This window comes from Blastococcus sp. SYSU D00868, from assembly GCF_054050575.1.
In genome coordinates this window covers 1-21599 of record NZ_JBJGZO010000050.1, presented here as the reverse complement: position 1 = coordinate 21599, position 21599 = coordinate 1, and the positions used below count along the sequence as shown (strand labels likewise).

Here is a 21599-nt window from a genome sequence, read left to right as displayed (position 1 = left end):
AGTCGCCGGGTGACGGGAACCGTCACCCGGCGACTCCGCTCAGGAGGTGACGTCGCGGCGGGCGAAGTGGCGGAAGGCCAGGGCGGTGAAGACCGCCGCGTAGACCAGCGACTGGACGACGCCGCGGAACAGGTCGCCGCTGTCGACCGGCGTCTGCAGCAGGTCGGTCCAGGCGAACTCCTCCGCCGTCGGGAACCAGTCCCGGATCGACCCCAGCTGCTCGACCTGGTCGAGGATCGCGAAGACGAACATCGTGAACACCGCGCCGCCGACCGCGGCCAGCGGCGCGTCGGTGACGGTCGACAGCCAGAACGCCAGCGTGCCGACGACGAGCAGGTGGACGGCGAGGTAGCCGACCATCCCCGCCAGCCGCAGCATGCCCTCGTCCTGGCCGAGGGTGACCCCCAGCGGCGTCTGGATGGCGTCGAAGCCGAACGCGATGCCCCCGGCGACCACGGCCACCGCGGTGAGCGCGACCAGCGCGCCGACCGACAGCAGCAGCGCCGCGGCGAACTTCTGCCGCAGCAGCCGCATCCGCGGGACCGGGGTGGCCAGCGTGTAGCGCAGCGACCCCCACGAGGCCTCGCTGGCCACGGTGTCGCCGAAGAACAGCGCGTACACGACGACGAGGAAGAACCCGGTGGTGGCGAACAGGACGAACAGCGTGAAGTTCAGCCCGCTGGCCGTCGCGACGTCCACCAGGTTGAGCCGGCTGTTCTCCTGCGCGTCCTCGCCGGCGCCGAACTGCAGCGCCGCGATGAGGATCAGCGGCAGCGCCACCATGAGCGCGAGCACGCCGAGGGTGCGGCGCCGCTTGAACTGCCGGCGCAGCTCCACCGACAGCCGCAGGGTGCGCTCGGGCCGGTACCCGGCGACGGCGCCGGTCGGCTGCACGTGGTCGGTGTCCGTGCCTCGGACGGCGGTCATCAGGAGCCCTCCCCCACCAGCGCCAGGAACGCGTCCTCCAGCCGCCGCCGCGGCGTGAAGGCCTCGACCGGGACCTCGGCGGCCACCAGCGCCTGCAGCGCCCGCGCCCGCGTCGTGCCGGCGCCGAGGTCGGCGACCAGCCCGTCGTCGGTCCGGTCCACGGTCACCCCGGGCAGCGCCTCGAGGACCGCGACCGCCCGGTCGGCGTCCGCGGCCGACGCGCCGGAGGCCAGCCCGACCAGCACCGAGCCGCCGGTGCCGACGATCTCCTCCACCGTGCCCTGGGCGATCTTCTGCCCCTTGGCCATGACGACGACGTGGCTGCACGTCTGCTCGATCTCGCTGAGCAGGTGGCTGGAGACGATCACCGTGCGCCCGGTGGCGGCGTAGGAGCGCAGCACCTCGCGCATCGCGTGGATCTGCGGCGGGTCCAGCCCGTTGGTCGGCTCGTCGAGCACCAGCAGGTCGGGCAGGCCGAGCATCGCCTGGGCGATCGCCACCCGCTGCCGCATGCCCTGGCTGTAGCGGCGCACCGGCCGGTCGATCGCGGCGCCGAGGCCGGCCACCTCGATCGCCTCCGCCATGTGCGCGTCGGCCTCGGGCCGGCCGGTCGCGGCCCAGTACAGCCGCAGGTTGTCCCGGCCGGACAGGTGCGGCATCAGCCCGGTGCCCTCGACGAACGAGCCCAGCCGGGACAGCACCGGCTTGCCGGGGCCGGCGGCGTGGCCGAACACGCTGATCCGCCCCTCGGTCGGCCGGATCAGCCCCATGAGCATCCGCAGCGACGTCGTCTTGCCGGCGCCGTTGGGGCCGAGCAGGCCGAGCACCTGGCCGCGGCGCACCTCGAACGACAGGTCCCGGACGGCGACGAAGCCGTCCTTGTAGGCCTTGGTGACGCCCTCGAACCGCAGCGGCACGTCCTCGCCGTCGGGCTCCACCTCCGACACCCGGCGCCGCTGCCGGCGGCCCCACAGCACCGCGGCCGACCAGCCGAGCAGCGCCAGCCCGACGACGACCCCGAGCAGCACCCACCAGCGGGTGGCGGCGGAGTCACCGACCGGCGTGCCGTCGACCTCCGGCACGGCCAGGACGGCGCCGTCGCCGTCGGCCAGCGCCACGGAGTAGACCGCCGGCTCGGCCGGCAGCGCGAAGGCCTGGTCGGTGGACGAGACGACCACGCGCATCGTGTGGCCGGCCTCGAAGCGGTGCACGATGCCCGGCAGGGTGACGGTGACCTCGGTCGGCGCGGCCGGGTCGGTCGAGATGCCGGTCAGCCGCAGCGGGGAGACCAGGCCGGCGGGCAGCGTCGGCGCGCCCCCGTCGGCGACGTCGTAGAGCTTGGCGAACAGCACCGCCGTGCCGGTGGGCGAGGAGACGGCGAGGTCCACGGTCGGCGCGCCGACCACCTCGACGGCCTCGTCCAGCGGGCGGCTGTCGAACGCCGCGAACTGGCCGGGGATCTCCACGGTCGCCCCGCCCAGCGCCGCGGTCACCGCGCCGAGCCCCGGCACGGTCGTCAGGGCCGCCGGGGTGCCGCCGGCGGGGGTGACCACCGGCTGCGCGGGCCCGGACACGGCGACGGGCCGGCGCTCGGCGGGCTCGGCGCCGTCCAGCCCGGGGTAGGCGTCGGCGACGACGGTGCGCGCCGCGCTGCCGCCCTGCACGGTGAGCCCGGAGGTGGCCACCCCGGTCGGTGCCGGGAACTCGAAGCCGGTGCCCGGGTCGCTGCCGCGGTCGGGGTCGCCCTCGTCGCGCAGGTGCCAGGAGAACCACCCGGCCACCTCGTCGCGCAGCGAGCCGGTGACCCGGGCGGAGGCGCCGTTGTCGTGGCCGCCGTCGTACCAGACCACCCGGACCGGCGTGCCGTTCGCGGCGATGCCCCGGGCGTTGGCGTCGGCCTGGCCGAGCCCGAACAGCGAGTCCTGGGTGCCCTGGACGAGCAGCGTGGGGGCGGAGATCCGGTCGAGGACGCCGGCGGGGCTGCTGCGGTCGAGGATCTCGGCGATCTCGGGCGTGAGCGTGCCGGTCGCCGCGGCGTCGGCGTAGGCCGCGCAGATCTCGGCGCGGAACCGGCCGCAGGTCAGCGCCTGCTCGACCGCCGCCGGGTCGAGCGTGGCGGGGTCCACCGCCGGCAGGTCGGTCGCGTCGACGCCGCCCCCGCCGCCCAGCGCGTCGAGCAGCCCGCCGGCGGTGGGCACCGAGCCGACGCCGAAGAACAGCCCCGCCCAGAGCCGCTTGTAGACCCCGCCCTCGCCCTGCGCGGTGGCCGCGAGCGTCGCCCCGTCCGCCGGCCCGCCGGCGTTGGGGAACAGCGCCGCCGCCAGCGAGTTCCAGGTGATCTGCGGGGCGATCGCGTCGACCCGGTCGTCGTAGGCGGCGCCCAGCAGCGACAGCGCCCCGCCGTAGGAGGCCCCGGCGACGCCGACCCGCGGGTCGCCCGGGGCGTCGAGCAGGACGTCGTCACGCTCGGCGAGCCGGTCGAGCAGCGTGGAGAGGTCGGCGACCTCGTAGCGCGGGTCGTCCAGGCCGATCTGGCCGGTGCTCGCGCCGAAGCCGCGGGCGGAGAAGGTGAGGACGACGAACCCGCGCCCGGCGAGGTCGCGCGCGTCGTCGGCCACCGAGTCCTTGGTGCCGCCGAACCCGTGCGCGAGGACGACCGCCGGGGCGGGGTCCTCGGCGCTCGCCGAGCCGGGGAGGTAGAGCGTGGTGTCCAGGTCGACCGCGTCGGCGCCGGTGCTGGAGGGGACCGTCGCCTCCTCGGTGGTCACGCCGTCGGCGGCCGCGGCGACGCCCGGCGGGGCCAGGACCAGGAGGGCGCCGGCGAGCAGGAGCGGGAGCAGGGCGGCCGCCGTCGTCCGGGCGCCGGGGCGCGGGCGACGTACGGGCCCGCGGGGAGGGCGCACGCAGCGGCCAACGGACGGCGACACGACGGTGTTCCGGAGCCGGCGGCGCGGCGGATGCGTCAGGGCTGCCAGTCGCCGGCCGCGACCACGACCAGCCCGTCGGCCGCGGCCCCGGGGACCTCGAAGAAGCGCTCCGCGAGGGCGACGACCTCCGGGTGCGCCTCGACCATCTGCTGGGCGGACTGCCGCCCGGCCTCGTCGCCCGGCGGGTAGTACACGGTGGTCACCGGGACGTCGCCGCCGTCGTAGGCACCGGTGTCGGCCGTCGGCCAGCCGTCGGCGGCCAGGACGTCGGCGATCCGGCCGGCGAGCCCGGTCACCTGGGTGGCGTTGAGCACCGTGACCGGCAGGCGCACCGGGGTGGCCGGGACCTCGCCCTCCGGCGTCAGCGGCTCGACCTCCAGCGGCGGCAGCGCGCCGCTGGTCTGCACCGGCGCGGACGCCGTCGGGGCGGCCTGGTCCCGGCTGTCGCCGGCCTCCTGCGTCTCCGGGCCGGTGAACGAGTACACGCCGAGCACGAGCAGCGCGACGACCACCACCGCGACCAGCGCGCCCACCGTGCGCCGGCGGGCCGGGCGCGGCTCGTCGTCCTCCGTGCCCGGGACCGGCGTGCGGACGTGCGCCACGCCGTTGCGCCGGGCCTCCCGGCGCCGCTGCTCCTCGGCGGCGCGGCGCTCCTCGCGGAACGCGGCGCGGCCACCGACGACGCCGGTCTGCGAGCCGGACGCCGGGCCCTGGGCGGCGGGCGGCTCGTCGTCCGCGCGGTCCCGGACCCCGGCGCCGGCCCTGTCGCCGGCTCCGTCACCGGTCTGCGCCTCGGGGAAGCGCTCGGCGTACGCCCCGGTGTCGGGCACCTCGGTCGGCGGCGCCTCGGGCGCGGCCGCCTGCGCCCGGCCGCGGGACACCTCGCGCTCGGGGATCGCCGTCGTCGAGGGCGCGGCCCCGGAGCCGGAGGGCCGGGTCCAGTCGCGATAGGCGGGGTTGCCGTTCGGCGCGGCGGCCGGCGTGGCCGGGGTCGCCGGGGCCCAGGAGGGCTCGGCGGCCGGGCGCGCGGGCGCGGCGGGGACCACGGTGGGCGGGACCTCGGGCGCGAGGGCGGGCTCGTCGAGCCAGGCCCGGTCCCAGCCCGGGGCGGAGACGTCCGGCAGTGGGGCGGAGGGGTGCTCGGTCGCGGCCGGGGTGGGCACGGCCTGGAACGGGGCGACGGTGGTGCGGGGACCGGCGGCGGCCGGGGCCTGCGGCGCGGGCGCGGCGACCCGGGCGGCGGCAGTGGCGGCGGCGGGGACGGCCACGGGCGCCGCCGGTGGGCGGGCGCCGGCCGGGACCGGCGGGTCGACCGGCCGGGGGCGGGCGGTCGCGGCCGCCGGTGCGGCGGCGGTCGAGCGGTCGGCGGGGGGCCGGGACGGGGCCGCCGCGGCCGGGCGGCCCGGCTCCGGCGCGCCGGGGCGGACGGCCCGCGGGGGACGGCGGCCCGGGTCGATGCCCGCCTCGAGCAGCCCCTCGCGCCGGCGGTCGGCGCGGCTGCGCCCGGGCGTCGTGGGGTGGTCGGCGGGGTCCTCGGGCAGCGCCGGCTCGTCGGGGAGAGCCGCGTCCGTCCGGCGACGGTTCAACGGGACCGCAGGCTTCCCCCGGTCCGATCCGTCACCGCCTGACGCGGCATGCCTCCCCACAGTGGTCGAGGCTAAACAACTCGGTTGTCATTTCCCAGCAGGTGCGACGTACGGCGCTTTCCGCGCGCGGCGCGCAGCCGCCGCAGGCGGCGCACCAGCAGGGGGTCGGCGGCCAGCGCGGCCGGCTTCTCGACCAGGGCGTTCAGCGCCTGGTAGTAGCGCGTCGGCGCCAGGCCGAAGCGCTCGCGGATCGCCGTCTCCTTGGCGCCGGCGTGGCGCCACCACTGCCGCTCGAAGGCGAGCATCTCGTGCTCGCGCCGGGTGAGCTCGAGGCCGGGGCGCTGGGGGGCCGCCTCGCCGTCCGCCGGGGCGGGGTCGGGCGCGGGCGGGGTCACCTGGCCCCCCGGCGGGGAGACCGCGGAGGCTGGTTCGGGGTGCATCGGACGTCCTTCGGTTCCGCGCGCCGGGAAGTGGCGCGACGCGTCCGACGGTAGTCCGGGGCACCGACGTTCTCGACGCCGTTCAGACCGGTTCGGGCACCGTGTCGGCGGCCCGGCGGCGGGCCCCCGCCCGGGCGTTGCGCAGGCTGTCCAGGCTGAACACCGCCAGCGCCACCCAGACGATGACGAAGCCGGCCAGCCGGGCCGGCGGCATCGGCTCGTGGAAGACGAAGACACCCAGCGCCAGCTGCATCAGCGGGGTCACGTACTGCAGCAGCCCCACCGTCGACAGCGGCACCCGCCGGGTGGCCGCGGCGAACAGCAGCAGCGGGATCGCGGTCGCGACGCCGGAGCTCAGCAGCAGCAGCGCGTGCCCGACCCCCTCGCCGCCGAACGTGCCCTCGCCGCGCGCGTGCAGGACGACGAGGAAGGCCACCGCCGGCAGCAGCACGACCGCGGTCTCCACGAACAGGCCCGGCGCCGCCTCCACCCGGACCAGCTTCTTCATCAGCCCGTAGAGGCCGAAGCTCGCGGCCAGGGCGAGCGCGATCCAGGGCGGGCGGCCGTGGTCGACCGTCAGCACCACCACCGCGAGGGCCGCGATCGCGACCGCGACCCACTGCAGCGGGCGCAGCCGCTCGGCGAAGAAGACGACGCCGAGCAGGACGCTCACCAGCGGGTTGATGAAGTAGCCGAGCGAGGTCTCGACGACGTGCCCGGAGTTGACCGCGACCACGAACACCAGCCAGTTGACCGCGATGAGCAGCGCGGCCGCGGCCAGGATGAGCAGCGTGCGGCGGTCGGTGGCCGCCGCACGCACGTGCGACCAGCGCCGGACGACGGTCAGCAGCAGCGCCACGAAGACCAGCGACCAGACCACGCGGTGGGCGACGATCTCCACGCCGCCGGCGGGCTCGAGCAGCCGGAAGTACAGCGGGAAGACGCCCCAGAGCAGGTAGGCCGCGAGGCCGGACAGCACCCCGAGGCGACCTTCGTGCACCGCCGCACGGTACGCCTGCGGACGCCGGGTCGTGAGCCGGGCTCACGACCTGCCGGTCACGCCGTCTGGATGTAGTCGACCAGCTGCGCGCGCTCCTGCTCGAGCTCGTCCAGGCGGGCCTTGACGACGTCCCCGATCGAGACGATGCCGACCATCCGGCCCGCGTCGTCGACCACCGGCACGTGCCGGATGCGGTGGTCGGTCATCGTGCGCGCGAGGTCGTGCACGGACGCCGTCGGGACGCAGGTGCGCACCTCGGCGGTCATCACGGCCGACACCGGCTCGTCGAGCAGGGCGGCGCCGCGGGTGGGCAGCGCCCGGACGACGTCCCGCTCGGTGACGATGCCCTCGATGGTCCGCCCGTCCGGCGACACCACCAGCGCACCGATGCCGTGCTCGGCGAGCAGCCCGAGCGCGGTGGCGACGGTGGCACCACGCTCGACGGTCGCCACCTCCTGGCCCTTGCGGCGGAGCAACTGCGCGATCTGCACGGGAGCCTCCTCGGGACACGGCGACGGCAGGAGTGTGCTCGCGGTCACACCGGCCCGCAATCGGCTGCCCCCGGGCCCCCGCGGAGGCCTACCGTCGAGGGGTGCGCACACGGCACCCCGCGCCGCCGGTCCCGCGGCCCAACGCCCTCCAGTGGCTCCGCTACGCCCTCGGCGGCGGCCTGCCGGAGCGGTTCGCGCCGTGGGTGCTCGCCGACACCACCCGGCCGGGCTGGGTGCGCCGGCACGTGGCCCGCGCCGTCGTGCAGATGCTGCCGCTGATGGCGCTGTGCCTGGCCGTCCCGGTGCCGGTCTCCTATCGGGTGAGCGCCGCCCTGGGCGGGCTGCTCATCGGGCTGTCGTTCTCGCTGGCGTTCATGGTGGAGACGACCGAGCACCGGGTCGCGAAGGCCGGGTACCCGGCCGGCACCGCCGCCGCGGTGCGCGAGGAGCGCGCGGAGCGGGAGCGGGTCGAGCGGCGCTCCCCGTACCGGGTGGACGGCGCCGGCAGCTACGACTGACCCGGCGGCCTCAGCGCGCCGGGTCCTCCTCCATCGGGGTCAGGTGCGCCCGCGCCCACAGCGCGGCCGAGGTGCGGTCCCGGACGCCGATCCGCTGGAACACGCTGGTCAGGTGCGCCTTCACCGTGCCCTCCCGGATCCCCAGGGCCCGTGCGATCTCCTTGTTCGACAACCCCTGGCCGACCAGCTCGAGGACCTGGTGCTCGCGGTCGGTCAGCTCGGTGCCCGGCGCGGGCCCGCGCCGGTCGCGCAGCAGCGTGCGGGCCACCCGTGGGTCCAGCGGCGAGTGCCCGCGTGCCGCCGAGCGGATGGCCTCCAGGATCACGGCCGGCTCGGTGTCCTTGAGGACGTAGCCGATGGCGCCGGCGTCCAGCGCCTCGGTGACGCGGTACCCGTCGGAGAAGGAGCTGAGCACGAGGACGGCGACGTCGGGGTGCTCCTCGGTGATGCGGCGGGTCGCGGCCACGCCGTCCAGGACCGGCATGGACAGGTCCATGAGCACGACGTGGGCCGGCGTCGTCGCCAGCGCCTGCAGCGCCTGCGCGCCGTCGGAGACGGCCCCGACGATGCGCATGTCGTCGACGGAGCCGACCACGCCGCGCAGGCCGGCCCGGACCAGCGCGTGGTCGTCGACGAGGAGGATGTCGATCACGGCAGCGGGACCTCCATGCGCAGCTGTGTGCCCGCTCCCGGCGCGGTTCGCACCTCGAGCCCGGCGCCGCCGGCCTCGGCCAGGTCGCACAGCATGCTCAGCCCCAGGTGCCCGCTGCCCGGGGAGTCCAGCGTCGTCCCCAGGTCGAAGCCCACCCCGTCGTCGCTGACGTCCAGGACCACGGAGCCGCCGGACGGGGTCACGCGGACCTCGACGAGGTGCGCCCCGGCGTGCTTGGCGACGTTGAGCAGCGACTCCTGGGCGACGCGGAACAGCAGGGTCGCCACCTCGAGCGGGACCTCGAGGTCGTCGGGCACCTCGACGCGGACGTCGATGCCGCGGGGGCGCAGCCGGCTGGCCAGGTCCTCCAGGGCCGGCCCGAGCCCGGCGCGCTGCAGGTTGGGCGGGTAGATCTCGACCAGCAGCGACCGCAGCGACCCGGCGGTGCCGCGCAGCGCGGTCGCGGCCTCGGCGAGGGAGTCGGCCACCTCCTGGGGCGACCGCCGGCCCGAGGTGTCGCGCAGCTGGTCGGCGGCTCCGGCGACCAGCAGGGCCGACGCCGAGACGTCCTGGACGACGCCGTCGTGCAGGCTGCCCGCCAGCCGGCGCCGCTCCTCGGAGGTGGCGTCCAGCACCCGCGCCTGCAAGGCCTCCCGCTCGTGCTGCTCGGCGCGCAGCCGGACCACCATCCACCGGGCGAGCGGCAGCTGGACGGCGACCAGGGCGAGCAGCGCCGTCATCGAGATCGGCGCGAAGGCCAGCCAGACGTCGGTCTGCCGGGCCGTGACCGCGCGGTAGGTGGAGTGCGTCTCGAGGAGCAGCGGCTCCCCGGACGGCGTCTCGACCCGCTTGTAGACCTCCAGGAGCCGGCCGGAGGACCGGTCGAACCGGTTCTCCGGCCGGTCGAGGTCGCTGACCGTCGCCCGGGTCAGCCCGTCGGCCAGGGACCGCCGGTGGTCGGCGCTCATGGGGGTGCGCAGCCCGATGACGGAGGGGTCGTCGGAGTAGACGATCCGCTCGTCCGCCGTCCAGATCTTCACGTGGGTGAACGACGCGTCCTCCAGCCGGCCGCGCACGGCCTCGTCCATCGCGGTGACGGCGACCGGGTCACCGGAGGGCAACCCGTTCTGGAGGGCGGGCTCGACGAGCAGCTCCGCGAGCAACTCCGTCGCGCGGCGGGCGTCGGCGATCACCTCGTCCGTGGCCGCGGTGCGGCTGACCCACACGCTGCCGACGAACAGCGCGGCCACCGCGAGCAGGTTGACGACGACGAAGCGCCCGACGACCTGGCCGACCGAGGGGAGCCGGCGGCGCTGACCCGCCGTCGCGGCGCGGTCGACGAGGCTGGTCCACGCCGGCCCGTCGCCGTCGGACACCGGCGGTCGGGCCAGGCCCGTCCCGGGCTCCGATCCCATCCCGCCTCCACGTGCGTACCGCGTCCCCGTGGCCGCCCCGGACCGGCCCGGAGGACCGGCGGGACGGCTGAGTGGTTCTGTCACCTCGGCGCGCCGCGCGCAAGAGGCGGACGTCCGCCGGCCGGGCGCGCGGGCCGGTCCGGGCGCGCGGGCCGGTCCGGGCGCGCGGGCCGGTCCGGGCGCGCGGGCCGGTCCGGGCGCGCGGCGGCCGGTCCGGCGGCGCGGTCAGCGGTAACGGGAGGGGCTCTCGTCGATGTAGGTCGAGGAGCCGTCGGCGGGCACGGCGGACGGGGACCCCGCCGGCAGGTCGACCACGGCGGCGGCCGCCGGGCTCCACGCCGTCCCGCCGGCCACGACGGTCCGGACGCGGGCCGGCAGCTCCTCCGGGCTGTCCTCCTTGAGCAGGTAGCCGGCGACCCCGAGGGCCCGGGCCTGGTGCGCGGTGGCGGCGGTGAGCGCGCCGGTGAGGATGACGACCCGCATCTCCGGGTGGGCGCGCAGGAGGGCGTCGGTCGCCTCCAGGCCGTCGACGACGGGCATCTTCACGTCCATGAGCACGACGTCGGGGAGCGTGCGCTCGGCGGCCTCGAGCACCTCGGCGCCGTCGGAGCACTCCGCGACGACGTCGATGTCGGGCGTCGCCTCGAAGAGGTCCCCGAGGGCCATGCGGATGAGGGGGTGGTCGTCGGCGATGAGGACCTTGATGGGCATCGGACTCTCCTCGGCGGTGGCCGCTCCCATGCGTTCCCCCATGCGGTACTCGTGGCTCTCACTAGACGTGACGCGCGGGGCCGGCGCAATACGCCGTCGGTCGTACGACCCCGCCGCGCCCCCGTCGCCCGCGGGCGTCACCGGGGCACCCGCAGCCGGATCGTCGTCCCCCGCCCGGGGGCCGTCGCGAGGTCGAGGGTGGCGCCGGCGGCCTCCACGACGTCGCGGAGCACGCGCAGGCCGAAGGAGCCGGAGCCGGTCGACCCGGCGGACGCGGGGTCGAAGCCGATCCCGTCGTCGCTGACCTCCATCGTGATCAGCCCGTCCCGCTCGGTCACGGAGACGACGGCGTTGCGCGCGTGGGCGTGCTTCACCACGTTGGTCAGGGCCTCCTGCGCCACGCGGAACAGCAGGCCGGCCGTCTCGGGTGGGACGTCCATGTCCGCGGGCAGGTCCAGCCGGGTCCGGACGCCGCGGGACCGGGCGCGGACGGCGAGGTCCTCCAACGCGATGGGCAGCCCGGCGTCGGCGAGGTGCGGCGGGTAGATCTCGATCATCAGCGTGCGCAGGGCGGTCACCGACGAGCGGACGGCGGTGGTGGCGGCGGTCAGGTCCGCGACGAGGGCGGTGTCGTCGGGGCGGCGGTCGGGTGCCGCGTCGATCCGGTCGACGGCCCGGGCCATGATCAGCGGGGCCGCGGACAGGTCCTGGACGACGCCGTCGTGCAGATCGGCGGCGATCCGCCGCCGCTCCCGCGTCGACGCGTCGACGGCCCGGGCGGCGGACTCCAGGCGCGCGGTGTCCGCCGCCCGGATCCCACGGATGGCGCGGTGCACCAGCGGCACCTGGAGGGCGAGGAGGACCAGCAGGGCCGCCGCCGTGATGGGCGCGAAGTGCAGCCAGATGGACGTCTGCCGGTCGCTGACCTCGTCGTAGCGGAAGTACGTCTCCAGCAGCAGCCGCTCCCCGGAGGTCGTGGCGACCGGCCGGTACACCTCCAGCAGCCGGCCCTCGGCGCGCTCGTAGACGTTCTCGTCGTCGGTGAGGTCGGTGAGCTCGGCGGTAACGTGGCCGTCCTCGAGGCTCTCGATCTGGTACTCGCCGGCCGGGAAGCTGCGCCCCATCAGCCGGGCCTCGTCGGAGTAGACGATCTCCTCGTCCTCGTTCCAGATCTTCACCCGCACCACGGCGGCGTCCCGCAGGTCGCCGTCGACCACCGCGTCCAGCCGCGCCACGGCGTCGGGGTCCCCGGCGAGCAGGTCGTCGCCGAGCGCCGGTTGGACGAGCAGCGTGGCGATCAGGTCGGTGGTGGTCCGCGCGTCGGCCAGCGCCTGGTTGCGGGCCGCCACGTGGCTGGCCCAGACGCTGCCGACGACCAGCAGGGTGCACGCGACGGCGTTCGCGACGGCGAAGCGGGTCAGCACGCGCCGGGCGGTGGGCAGCGGCCGGGTGGACACCGGCTCGGCGCCCGGGCGCCCGGGGCCGACCAGGCGGGTCCAGGCGGCGGCGCCGTCGGCGGACGCACGTCCCGCCGGTGCCCTCCGGTGCGCCGTCACGGTGTCCCTCCCGGGCCGAAGCAGCCCCGGCCGGCCGGCCGGGGCGATCGATCCGGGGGTCTCGCAGGCTCCGTGCGGATCACCTGAATGCTCGGTGCCGCCGCGTGACCGCAGCAATCCCCCAACCCTGGGGTCCGGGCAGGTGAGGGCCGTGTCGCCGGCCGGCACGGGGTGCGGAGCCGACGGGGGGTGCGGAGCCGACGGGGGGACTCGAACCCCCAACCGCTCGATTACAAGTCGAGTGCGCTACCAGTTGCGCCACGCCGGCGGGACACGGACGAACCGTGTCGGTACGAGGATAGGGACGGCCCGCGGCGGCACCGCGGCGGCGTGACCGCTCAGGCGACGTCGGTGCCCGCGGCACCCGCCCCGAGGTAGCGGGCCGGGTCCGTCGCCGACAGCGGTCCGGCGGCCAGCCAGCGGGCGAAGCCGGCCGGGTCCCGCCGCTCGAGCTCGTCGAGGACCGCCTCGCGGTGGCGGACGATCCGCTGCCGGGCCGGCGGGTCCAGCCGGGCGGCCAGCGCCGCCGAGGTCGCCATCCACTCGCGGCCGAGGGCCTCGATCGGCAGCGTGTCCAGCGGGGCCGCGGGGCCGGCGGCGACGTTGCCGGTCACCACCGCCGGGCGGGCCGGCGGCGGGACGGGCCGCGGCACCGGCCGGGTCGCCGTGGGCCGCGCCACCGGCCGCCCGGGCACCGGCGGGGACGCCGGCCGCCGGCGCGCCGCGCCGCTCCGCGCCAGCCACACCCCGAGGCCGACCACCCCGGCCACCCCGCCGACGAGGGTGGTCACGAGCGCTCCGGCGATCGCGGCGACGCCGGCGAGCACGAGCAGCACCCCGACGGTCCAGGCCGCGGTCTGCCAGGTGGCCTCCAGCGTGGCCCGCAGGTCGTCGTCCGAGGACTCCCGCGCGATGCCCGCGGCCAGGGCGCCGGTGACGACGGCGCCGAGCCCCACGGCCAGCAGGCCGGCGGGGCGCAGGGACAACCCGCCCACGAGGGCGAGCCCGCCGACGACGACGAGCGCCACGCAGGCGAGGCAGCGGACGAGCAGACCGCGAGACGACACGGGACGGCCTCCGGGGACGGACGAGGGGCGGGACGCGAGCAGCGTCCCGAGGACGGCCGCTCGCCGCGGCCCCCTACCCACACGCCGCGCGGGGCCACACCGCGCCGACGGCGTGTCGCACCACGGTGTGGTGTCCCAGGGACCTCACAGCCTCCGCCCAGCCCGGTCGGAGACGACGCGCCGACCGTGGAGGCCGGTGCGGCGAACGGCTGCGCCGGAGGAGGAGACCGAGATGGACGAGCAGAACCCCCGGGGCACGACCGGGCACGGCCAGCAGCACCCCCAGGACGGCCCGGCGCCGCACGGACAGGTCCCTCCGGCATGGTCCCCGCCCACCCCCGCCCCGGCGCCGTCCCCCGGGCTGCCGCCGTCCCCGCCGACGCCCACCTGGCACGCGGCGGCCCCCGCCCTCGGCCACCCCGCCGCGCCGCCCGCCGGTCAGCCGCACGCCGCCCAGCCGCACCCCGGCCAGCCGCAGCCCGTCCCGGCCCTCGCGGCCACGGCGCCCGCCCGCCGCGCCGGCCGGCTGCGGATCGGGGTCGCCGGGCTGGTCGCGGGCGCGCTCATCGGCGGCGGCGCGGGCGCCGGCGTGGTCGCGCTGTCCGACGACGGCGGGTCCGGCGGGACGACGCCGGTCGCCGCGCAGGCGGTGACCATCACCGACCCGGAGAACGCCACCGCGGTGACGGCGGCCGCGGCCAAGGCGACCCCCAGCGTGGTGACCGTGTACGTGAGCAGCGGCTCGTCCAGCGGCAGCGGCTCGGGCGTCGTCCTGACCGACGACGGCTACGTGGTCACCAACAACCACGTGGTCAGCCTCGACAGCAGCACCGACGACGCCGCCGTCCAGGTCCGCACCTCCGACGGCACCCTCTACGACGCCACCGTCGTGGGCACCGACCCGACCTCGGACCTGGCCGTGCTGAAGCTGGACGGCGCCAGCGACCTGACCCCGGCCGACTTCGCCGACTCCGACGACGTCCAGGTCGGCGACCTGGCCGTCGCCATCGGCGCCCCGCTGGGGCTGTCGGACACGGTGACCGACGGCATCGTCAGCGCGACCGACCGCGCCGTCGCCACCGGGTCGACGCAGGACGACGCCACCGTGATCGACGCGCTGCAGACCGACGCCGCGATCAACCCGGGCAACTCCGGCGGCGCGCTGGTGAACGGCGCCGGCGAGGTGATCGGCATCAACACCGCGATCGCCACCGTCGCCTCGGGGGCGCCCGGCCAGTCCGGCCAGAGCGGCAACATCGGCGTGGGCTTCGCCATCCCCAGCAACACCGCGCAGCGGATCGCCGAGGAGATCATCGCCGACGGGTCGGCCGACACCGCCTACCTCGGGGTGAGCGCCCGGACCGAGGGCAGCGAGGAGGTCGGCGCCGGCGCCCAGGTGGTGCAGGTCCAGCCCGGCTCCCCCGCGGCCGACGCGGGGCTGACCCCCGGCGACGTCGTCACCGCCGTCGGCGACCGGCCGGTCACCACGTCCACGGAGCTGACCGCGGCCGTGCGCAGCTACGCGCCCGGTGACCAGGTCACCCTGACCGTCGAGCGGGACGGCGAGACGCGCACGGTGGACGTGACGCTGGACACCGCCGCCGGCTGACGCCCGGGCGGTCCGCGGGCGGGGTGCCTAGGCTCGGATCCGTGCCGGCACCCCGCCCGACCGCGCCTCTGGCGGGGTCGCTCGACGACCCGCGGCGGGCGCAGGACCTCGCCAGGATGAAGCGGCTGGCCACGGGGCTGTTCCTGCTCGCCGCCGCCGTCTTCCTGACCTGCGTGCTCATCGGGTCCGAGGCCGGCGCCTGGGTCGGCTACGTGCGGGCCACCGCCGAGGCGTCCATGGTCGGCGCGCTGGCCGACTGGTTCGCCGTCACCGCGCTGTTCCGGCACCCGCTGCGGCTGCCGATCCCGCACACCGCGATCATCCCGCGCAAGAAGGACCAGATCGGCGCCAGCCTGGGCACGTTCGTGCAGGAGAACTTCCTGACCCGCGCGGTGGTCGAGGAGAAGCTGGCGACCGTCGACGTCCCCGGCCGGCTCGGCGCGTTCCTCGCCGCCCCCGGCCGCGCGGAGCGGCTGGCCGGGGACGCCGCCGCCGCGCTGTCCGGGGTGACCGACCTGCTGCGCGACGAGGACGTCCAGCCCGCCGTCGCGGCCCTGGTCGACCGCAAGCTGCACGAGACCCCGGCCTCCCCGGTGCTCGCCCGGGTGCTGGAGCTCGTCGTGGACGGCGACCGGCACCAGGAGGTCCTCTCGGCGGCGCTGCGCTACTTCGCCCGCTTCCTGGAGGAGAACCGCGTCGTGTTCCGGGCCCAGCTCGGCGACGCCTCCCCCTCGTGGGTCCCCGACTGGGTCGACGACCGGGTGTTCAACCGCGCCTTCACCGGCGTGCAGGAGTTCCTGGAGGAGGTCGGCGACGACCGGCACCACGAGCTGCGCCGGGTCTACGACGCCCGGCTGCGGGCCTACGTGCACGCGCTGCGCACCGACCCGGCCACCCAGGCGCGGGTCGAGGAGTTCAAGAAGGACCTGCTGGAGCACCCGGCCATCCGGACCTGGTCGGGGTCGCTGTGGACCAACGCCAAGAACTCGTTCCTCGCCGCCGCGGCCGACCCGGACTCGGAGCTGCGGGCGCGGGTCACCGAGCTGATCGGCGACGCCGCCCGCCTGCTGCAGACCGACCCGACCGCCCGCGAGCTCGTGCAGCGGCAGAGCCGGCGGGCCGCGGGCTACCTGGTGGAGCGGTTCTCCGGGGACCTGGCCGACGTCGTCGGCAGCACGGTCGCCCGCTGGGACACCGAGGAGACCAGCCGCCGCATCGAGCTCCAGGTGGGCCGGGACCTGCAGTTCATCCGCATCAACGGCACGGTCGTGGGCGGCCTGGCCGGCCTGGTGATCTACTCGCTCGCCCAGCTCCTCGGCTGACCCGCAGCTCGCGGCTCAGCGGCGCAGGCACGGCACTCGTCCGATGCGCCCGGGCCTGCCACGCTGTTGCCGTGACGGAGTCCAGGTACCGCCTCCCGGAGGACGAGTTCCACGCCGGTGCCCGGGTACCGGTGGGGGAACAGGTCGAGGTGCAGTCCGAGCCGGTGGTCCCACCGGCCGACTGGCGCGGCGACGCGATGCCGTGGGCCGACGGCGGCTCCGGGGACGCCGACGGCGACTGACCGGACCGCGCCGGCCGCGTCAGCGCCGGGCGGCGCCCGCCGCGTACAGCGCGATGCCGGCGGCGACGCTGACGTTGAGCGACTCGGTGTCCCGGGCGATGGGGATCCGGACGACGACGTCGCAGCGCTCCCGCACCAGCCGGGACAGCCCGGTGCCCTCCGCGCCGACGACCAGGGCCACCGGGTCAGCGAACCCGTCGTAGTCGTGCAGGTCCACGTCGCCGTCGCCGGCCAGCCCCACGGTCTGCAGGCCGGCGTCCTGGTAGGCGCCCAGGGCGCGGGCCAGGTTGACCGCGCGGGCCACCGGCAGCCGCGCGGCCGCGCCGGCGCTGGTGCGCCAGGCCGAGGCGGTCATGCCGACCGAGCGCCGCTGCGGGACGACGACGCCGTGCGCGTCGAACGCCGCGGCCGAGCGGACCACCGCGCCGAGGTTGCGCGGGTCGGTCACCCCGTCCATCGCCACGACCAGCGGCGGCCGGCCCGAGTCGCGGGCGACGTCGAGCAGGTCGTCGGGGTGGGCGTACTCGTAGGGCGGCACCTGGAGCCCGATGCCCTGGTGCAGCGCGCCCGAGGACATCCGGTCGAACTCGGCCTTGCCGACCTCGAGCAGCGGCAGGCCGCGGTCGGCGGCCAGGGTGAGCGCCTCGGTGATCCGCTCGTCGGTGCGGCCGGCGTCGGTGACCACGTACAGCGCGGTCGCCGGGATCTCGGCGCGCAGGGCCTCGACGACCGGGTTGCGGCCGAGCAGCAGCTCGGGCGTCTCCTCGGCACGCTGGCGGCTGCGCTCGCGCTCGCTGCGGCGCCGGGCGTCGGCCTGCGCCTTGCGCTGGGCGGGGTGGCCCTTGCGCATCTCGGCCGGCGGCGTCGCGCCCCGGCCGGCCAGCGAGCGGCGGTTCTTGCCGCCGGTGCCGGCCGTGGCGGTCTTCTTGCCCGCGCCGCTGCTGCGGCCGCGGCGCTGGCTGTTGCCGGCCATCAGCGGTTCAGCTCCCATCGGGGTCCGGACGGTGTGTCCTCGACCTGTACCCCGAGCGCGGCGAGCTGGTCGCGGACCGCGTCGGCGCTGGCGAAGTCCTTCCGGGCGCGGGCGGCCTGCCGCTGGTCGAGCGCGAGCCGGACCAGGCCGTCGGCGACCTCCGCCAGCCGCTCGTCAGCGCCGGCCCCGGCCGCCCAGTGCGGGTCGAGCGGGTCGAGGCCGAGGACGTCGAGCATCGCGCGGACCGCGCCCAGCGCCGCGGCGGTCGCGGCGTCGTCCCCGCGGTCCAGCGCGCTGTTGCCGTCGCGCACCGTGTCGTGGAGGACGCCCACCGCGGCGGAGGTGCGCAGGTCGTCGTCCATGGCGGCGTCGAAGGCCGCCGGCCGCCCGGCCGGCGCGACCTCGCCGACCCGCTCGACGGCCCGGCGCACGAAGTGCTCGATCCGCCGGTAGGCGACCGCGGCCTCCTGCAGCGCCGCGTCGGTGAACTCGATCGTCGACCGGTAGTGCGGGGTGACCAGGTAGTAGCGCAGCTCGACCGGCCGGACGCGCTGGACCACCTCGTCGACCAGCGCGGTGTTGCCCATCGACTTGCTCATCTTCTCGCCGCCGAGGGTCACCCAGCCGTTGTGCACCCAGTAGCGGGCGAACGCGTCACCGGCCGCCCGGGACTGCGCCTGCTCGTTCTCGTGGTGCGGGAAGCGCAGGTCCAGCCCGCCGCCGTGGATGTCGAACTCCGCACCCAGGTAGCGCCCGGCCATCGCCGAGCACTCCAGGTGCCAGCCCGGGCGGCCGCGCCCCCAGGGGGTCGGCCACGACGCGGTGTCCGGCTCCCCCGGCTTGCTGCCCTTCCACAGCGCGAAGTCCCGCGGGTCGCGCTTGCGGTCGTCGGTGTCGGTGTCGGCCGCCGGCTGCAGGTCGTCGAGCTTCTGCCCGGTCAGCGCCCCGTACTCCGGGAACGACCGGACGTCGAAGTAGACGTCGCCGTCCACCGCGTAGGCGTGCCCGCGCTCGATCAGACGCTGCATCAGCTCGACCATCTCGGGCACGTGCCCGGTGGCGCGGGGCTCGTAGGTGGGCGGCAGCACGCCGAGGACGTCGTAGGCCCGGGTGCAGGCGAGCTCGTTGGCGTAGGCCCACGCCCACCACGGCACGCCGTTGGCCTCGGCCTTGGCCAGGATCTTGTCGTCGACGTCGGTGACGTTGCGGACCAGCGTCACGCGGTGCCCGGTGGCGGTCAGCCAGCGGCGCAGCACGTCGAAGTTGAGCGCGGCCCGGACGTGCCCCACGTGCGGCGGGCCCTGGACGGTGAGCCCGCAGACGTACATCGAGACCTCGCCGGCGCGCAGGGGCTCGAAGTCGCGGACCGCGCGGGCGGCGGTGTCGTGCAGGCGCAGGCTCACTGTGCGGAGTCTACGGAGGCTCCCTCGTGCTCGGCCCTGACCACCAGCGCGGTCGCCACCGCGGCGCGGCCCTCGCCGCGGCCGACCAGGCCCAGCCCGTCGGTCGTGGTCGCCGAGACGCTCACCGGCGCGCCCAGCGCCGCCGACAGCACCGCCTCCGCCTCGGCCCGCCGCGGGCCCAGCTTGGGCGTGGGCGCGATCAGCTGGACCGCGGCGTTGCCCACCCGCCAGCCGGCCGCCGCCAGCACCTCGCGGACGTGCTCGAGCACGACGGCCCCGCGGGCGCCGGCCCAGCGCGGGTCGTCGGTGCCGAGCAGGCCGCCGATGTCGCCGAGGCCGGCGGCGGACAGCACGGCGTCGGTGAGCGCGTGGGCGACGACGTCGCCGTCGGAGTGCCCCGCGCAGCCGTCGGCGCCCGGCCACTCCAGCCCGGCCAGCCAGCACGCGCGTCCCGGCTCCACCGGGTGCACGTCGACGCCGGTGCCCACCCGCGGCAGCACGGCGCCGGTCACCGGGCCACCTGCAGCTCGGCCAGCGCCAGGTCGTGGGCGACGGTCACCTTGGCCGCCCGCTCGTCCCCCGCGACCGTCGCGACCGGCACCCCGGCGGCGCGCACCACGGCCGCGTCGTCGGTGAGCTCGCCGGCGTCGTCGAGGGCGGCGTAGGCGGCGGCCAGGGCCGCGCGGGCGAACCCCTGCGGCGTCTGCACGCGGCGCAGGGCGGCCCGGTCGGGGGCGGCGGTGACGGTCCCGGCGTCGTCCACCACCACCGTGGTGTCGACGACCGGCAGGACCGGGACGACGGCGGGCGCGCCGGCCGCGAGCGCGTCCAGCACCCGGGCGACGACGTCGGGCGGGGTCAGCGGCCGGGCGGCGTCGTGCACCAGGACGGCGCGCGCCGCGGCGGGGACGGCGCCCAGGGCGGCCCGCACCGAGGCGGTGCGGGTGGCACCACCGGTCACCAGGCGCGTGCCGGCGGGCAGCACCCCGGCGAAGGCGGCGCGCTCGGCGGCCGGGACGGCGACGACGACCTCGTCCACCCCGCCGTCGAGCAGGGTCGCGACCGCCCATGCCACCAGCGGGCGACCGGCGAGCGGGACCAGCGCCTTCGGCCGGTCGGCCCCCAGACGCGAACCACTCCCGGCCGCTGCGACGATGCCGACAGCGTGCACGGGAGTGGTCTGCGAGTACTGCGAGGTGAGCGCGGGGCTGACGCTCAGCTGGCGAGGACCTCGTCGAGGAGCACCTCGGCCTTGTCCTCGTTGGTGCCCTCGGCCAGCGCGAGCTCGCTGACGAGGATCTGGCGGGCCTTGGACAGCATGCGCTTCTCGCCCGCGGACAGGCCGCGGTCCTTGTCGCGCCGCCAGAGGTCGCGCACGACCTCGGCCACCTTGTTCACGTCACCGGAGGCCAGCTTCTCGAGGTTGGCCTTGTAGCGGCGGGACCAGTTGGTGGGCTCCTCGGTGTGCGGCGCACGCAGCACCTCGAAGACCCGGTTCAGCCCGTCCTGACCGACGACGTCGCGCACGCCGACGATCTCTGCGTTGTCGGCCGGCACGCGCACGGTCAGGTCGCCCTGAGCGACCTTCAGCACGAGGTAGGCCTTCTCTTCGCCCTTGATGACGCGAGTCTCGATCGCCTCGATCAGAGCGGCACCGTGGTGCGGATAGACGACGGTCTCGCCGACAGTGAAGCCCATGTGGATGTGACCCCTTTCGCTGTCCACAGCCTACCACGGCAGACTGCACCCAGGGCGGCCCGCGGACGCGCAAAGCCGCAGGTCAGAGGGCACATGAGATACCCGGGAGGGGTTGACACGGGCATGGTCGATGTGCCTGCGGGCCCCGCCCGGCACGTCCGGTCGGTGCGGGCGCTGGTGCTCGCCACGCACCCCGGGCCGGCCCTCGCGGTGACCACGGTGGCGACCCTGCTCGCCGTCGCCGCCGGGGTGTCGGCGGGGCGCGTGGTGCTGCTGTGCCTCGCCGTCCTCGCAGGTCAGGCGTCCATCGGGTGGAGCAACGACTGGCTGGACGCCGACCGCGACCGGGCCGTGGCCCGCCCCGACAAGCCCGTCGTGCAGGGCGCGGTGAGCCCCTCGGCGCTGCGCTCGGCGGCGCTCGTCAGCGTCGTCCTCGCCGTCGTCCTGTCGCTCCTGCTCGGCCTCGCGCCGGGGGTCCTGCTGCTCGTCCTCGTCGCCAGCGGCTGGGCCTACAACGCCGGCCTGAAACGGACCGCGGCGTCCGTGGTGCCCTATGTGACCGGGTTCGGGCTGCTGCCGGCCGGCGTCGTGGCGGCGGCACCGGGCACCCCGACCGCCCCCTGGTGGCTGGTCGCCGCCGGCGGCGCGCTCGGCGCCGCGGCCCACCTGGCCAACGTGGCGCCGGACATCGAGGAGGACCTGGCGACCGGCGTGCGGGGGCTGCCGCACCGGATCGGCGCGGCCGTCTCGGCCGTCACCGGCGCGGTGCTGCTGTTCGCCGCCTCGCTGGTGCTGGTCCTCGGTCCCGCCGGGCGCCCGACGGCGGCCGGCTGGGCGGGTCTGGCGCTGGCCGTGCCCGCGGTGGTCGTGGCGGCCCTGTCGGGGACGTCGCGGTTCCGCCGGCTGGCGTTCCCCGCGGTGATGCTGCTGACCGTGCTGGACGTGGTGTTGCTGCTGGCCGGGGGGGGGGGGCGGGGGCGGTCCCCCCCCCGCCCCCCCCCCCCCCCGCGCCGGCGGCGGGCGCGGGCCGCCCCGCGCGCGCACACCCCCGCCACACCCCCC

General features: G+C 76.8%; 21 protein-coding genes and 1 tRNA gene. 5 read left to right on the top strand and 17 right to left on the bottom strand.

What is annotated here, in order from left to right; genetic code table 11:
* Positions 1–39: 39 nt before the first annotated feature.
* The 6 genes from ACI79F_RS23955 to ACI79F_RS23930 form a co-directional block, all read right to left on the bottom strand.
* Positions 40–927: an ABC transporter permease gene (locus ACI79F_RS23955; protein WP_456543063.1), complete on the bottom strand. Its 888-nt coding sequence runs from the start codon at positions 925–927 to the stop codon at positions 40–42.
* A complete protein-coding gene (locus ACI79F_RS23950) occupies positions 927–3830 on the bottom strand; it encodes an alpha/beta fold hydrolase (protein ID WP_456543064.1) in 2904 nt (967 codons plus the stop codon). Before ACI79F_RS23950 ends, ACI79F_RS23955 begins: the two co-directional genes overlap by 1 nt.
* Before the next feature lie 59 nt (positions 3831–3889).
* Positions 3890–5440: a LytR C-terminal domain-containing protein gene (locus ACI79F_RS23945; protein ID WP_456543065.1), complete on the bottom strand. Its 1551-nt coding sequence runs from the start codon at positions 5438–5440 to the stop codon at positions 3890–3892.
* 71 nt (positions 5441–5511) lie between these two features.
* Positions 5512–5880 carry a DUF3263 domain-containing protein gene (locus tag ACI79F_RS23940; protein ID WP_456543066.1) on the bottom strand — a complete coding sequence of 123 codons (369 nt, stop codon included), beginning with the start codon at positions 5878–5880 and terminating at the stop codon, positions 5512–5514.
* 82 nt (positions 5881–5962) lie between these two features.
* Entirely contained in the window at positions 5963–6880 is a 918-nt protein-coding gene (gene rarD, locus ACI79F_RS23935; protein ID WP_456543067.1) for an EamA family transporter RarD, read from the bottom strand.
* Positions 6881–6936: 56 nt separating this feature from the next.
* Positions 6937–7371, bottom strand: a complete 435-nt coding sequence (locus tag ACI79F_RS23930; RefSeq protein ID WP_456543068.1) for a CBS domain-containing protein — start codon at positions 7369–7371, stop codon at positions 6937–6939.
* Between the two features lie 101 nt (positions 7372–7472).
* Here ACI79F_RS23930 and ACI79F_RS23925 point away from each other — a divergent pair, with 101 nt between their 5' ends.
* On the top strand, positions 7473–7889 hold the full coding sequence (locus ACI79F_RS23925) for a DUF5313 family protein (protein WP_456543069.1): 417 nt from the start codon (positions 7473–7475) through the stop codon (positions 7887–7889).
* Between the two features lie 10 nt (positions 7890–7899).
* On the opposite strand, the gene ACI79F_RS23920 is transcribed toward ACI79F_RS23925, so the two are convergent.
* The 6 genes from ACI79F_RS23920 to ACI79F_RS23895 form a co-directional block, all read right to left on the bottom strand.
* Complete coding sequence (locus ACI79F_RS23920) at positions 7900–8541, bottom strand: response regulator (protein ID WP_456543070.1); 642 nt, start codon at positions 8539–8541, stop codon at positions 7900–7902.
* Positions 8538–9956 (bottom strand): sensor histidine kinase, encoded by a 1419-nt coding sequence (locus tag ACI79F_RS23915; RefSeq protein WP_456543071.1) that lies wholly within the window; start codon positions 9954–9956, stop codon positions 8538–8540. Before ACI79F_RS23915 ends, ACI79F_RS23920 begins: the two co-directional genes overlap by 4 nt.
* 225 nt (positions 9957–10181) lie before the next feature.
* On the bottom strand, positions 10182–10667 hold the full coding sequence (locus tag ACI79F_RS23910; RefSeq protein ID WP_456543072.1) for a response regulator: 486 nt from the start codon (positions 10665–10667) through the stop codon (positions 10182–10184).
* Positions 10668–10804: 137 nt separating this feature from the next.
* The gene (locus ACI79F_RS23905) at positions 10805–12223 is read right to left on the bottom strand and encodes a sensor histidine kinase (RefSeq protein ID WP_456543073.1); all 1419 of its coding nucleotides are present in this window, start codon (positions 12221–12223) and stop codon (positions 10805–10807) included.
* A 195-nt stretch (positions 12224–12418) separates the two neighbouring features.
* A tRNA-Thr gene (locus ACI79F_RS23900) sits at positions 12419–12491 on the bottom strand.
* Positions 12492–12561: 70 nt separating this feature from the next.
* The gene (locus ACI79F_RS23895; protein ID WP_456543074.1) at positions 12562–13290 is read right to left on the bottom strand and encodes a hypothetical protein; all 729 of its coding nucleotides are present in this window, start codon (positions 13288–13290) and stop codon (positions 12562–12564) included.
* A gap of 232 nt (positions 13291–13522) precedes the next feature.
* On the opposite strand from ACI79F_RS23895, the gene ACI79F_RS23890 reads away from it, so the two are divergent.
* From ACI79F_RS23890 to ACI79F_RS23880, 3 genes are all read left to right on the top strand, one after another.
* Positions 13523–14899 (top strand): S1C family serine protease, encoded by a 1377-nt coding sequence (locus ACI79F_RS23890; RefSeq protein WP_456543075.1) that lies wholly within the window; start codon positions 13523–13525, stop codon positions 14897–14899.
* 41 nt (positions 14900–14940) lie between these two features.
* Positions 14941–16221, top strand: a complete 1281-nt coding sequence (locus ACI79F_RS23885) for a DUF445 domain-containing protein (protein WP_456543076.1) — start codon at positions 14941–14943, stop codon at positions 16219–16221.
* A 71-nt stretch (positions 16222–16292) separates the two neighbouring features.
* Complete coding sequence (locus ACI79F_RS23880) at positions 16293–16463, top strand: hypothetical protein (protein ID WP_456543077.1); 171 nt, start codon at positions 16293–16295, stop codon at positions 16461–16463.
* A 19-nt stretch (positions 16464–16482) separates the two neighbouring features.
* On the opposite strand, the gene rlmB is transcribed toward ACI79F_RS23880, so the two are convergent.
* From rlmB to ACI79F_RS23855, 5 genes are read right to left on the bottom strand one after another with little or no spacing between them, the layout of a single operon-like run.
* Positions 16483–17454 (bottom strand): 23S rRNA (guanosine(2251)-2'-O)-methyltransferase RlmB, encoded by a 972-nt coding sequence (gene rlmB / locus ACI79F_RS23875; protein WP_456543078.1) that lies wholly within the window; start codon positions 17452–17454, stop codon positions 16483–16485.
* Positions 17436–18839, bottom strand: a complete 1404-nt coding sequence (gene cysS / locus ACI79F_RS23870) for a cysteine--tRNA ligase (protein WP_456543079.1) — start codon at positions 18837–18839, stop codon at positions 17436–17438. Before cysS ends, rlmB begins: the two co-directional genes overlap by 19 nt.
* Entirely contained in the window at positions 18836–19351 is a 516-nt protein-coding gene (gene ispF / locus ACI79F_RS23865) for a 2-C-methyl-D-erythritol 2,4-cyclodiphosphate synthase (protein ID WP_456543080.1), read from the bottom strand. The genes cysS and ispF overlap by 4 nt, the downstream gene beginning before the upstream one ends.
* Complete coding sequence (gene ispD, locus ACI79F_RS23860) at positions 19348–20010, bottom strand: 2-C-methyl-D-erythritol 4-phosphate cytidylyltransferase (protein WP_456543081.1); 663 nt, start codon at positions 20008–20010, stop codon at positions 19348–19350. The genes ispF and ispD overlap by 4 nt, the downstream gene beginning before the upstream one ends.
* Before the next feature lie 44 nt (positions 20011–20054).
* Entirely contained in the window at positions 20055–20537 is a 483-nt protein-coding gene (locus ACI79F_RS23855; RefSeq protein ID WP_073418385.1) for a CarD family transcriptional regulator, read from the bottom strand.
* A gap of 123 nt (positions 20538–20660) precedes the next feature.
* On the opposite strand from ACI79F_RS23855, the gene ACI79F_RS23850 reads away from it, so the two are divergent.
* Positions 20661–21599 (top strand): UbiA family prenyltransferase (locus tag ACI79F_RS23850; RefSeq protein WP_456578959.1); only part of this gene is annotated, 939 nt, incomplete at its 3' end.

What these genes read in the sequence shown, in the direction of transcription:
- rlmB (WP_456543078.1), bottom strand. Translation starts at nt 17,454, where the DNA reads ATGGGAGCTGAACCGCTGATGGCCGGCAACAGCCAGCGCCGCGGCCGC.
- ACI79F_RS23915 (WP_456543071.1), bottom strand. Translation starts at nt 9,956, where the DNA reads ATGGGATCGGAGCCCGGGACGGGCCTGGCCCGACCGCCGGTGTCCGAC.
- ACI79F_RS23890 (WP_456543075.1), top strand. Translation starts at nt 13,523, where the DNA reads ATGGACGAGCAGAACCCCCGGGGCACGACCGGGCACGGCCAGCAGCAC.
- ACI79F_RS23940 (WP_456543066.1), bottom strand. Translation starts at nt 5,880, where the DNA reads ATGCACCCCGAACCAGCCTCCGCGGTCTCCCCGCCGGGGGGCCAGGTG.
- ACI79F_RS23910 (WP_456543072.1), bottom strand. Translation starts at nt 10,667, where the DNA reads ATGCCCATCAAGGTCCTCATCGCCGACGACCACCCCCTCATCCGCATG.
- ACI79F_RS23955 (WP_456543063.1), bottom strand. Translation starts at nt 927, where the DNA reads ATGACCGCCGTCCGAGGCACGGACACCGACCACGTGCAGCCGACCGGC.
- ACI79F_RS23855 (WP_073418385.1), bottom strand. Translation starts at nt 20,537, where the DNA reads ATGGGCTTCACTGTCGGCGAGACCGTCGTCTATCCGCACCACGGTGCC.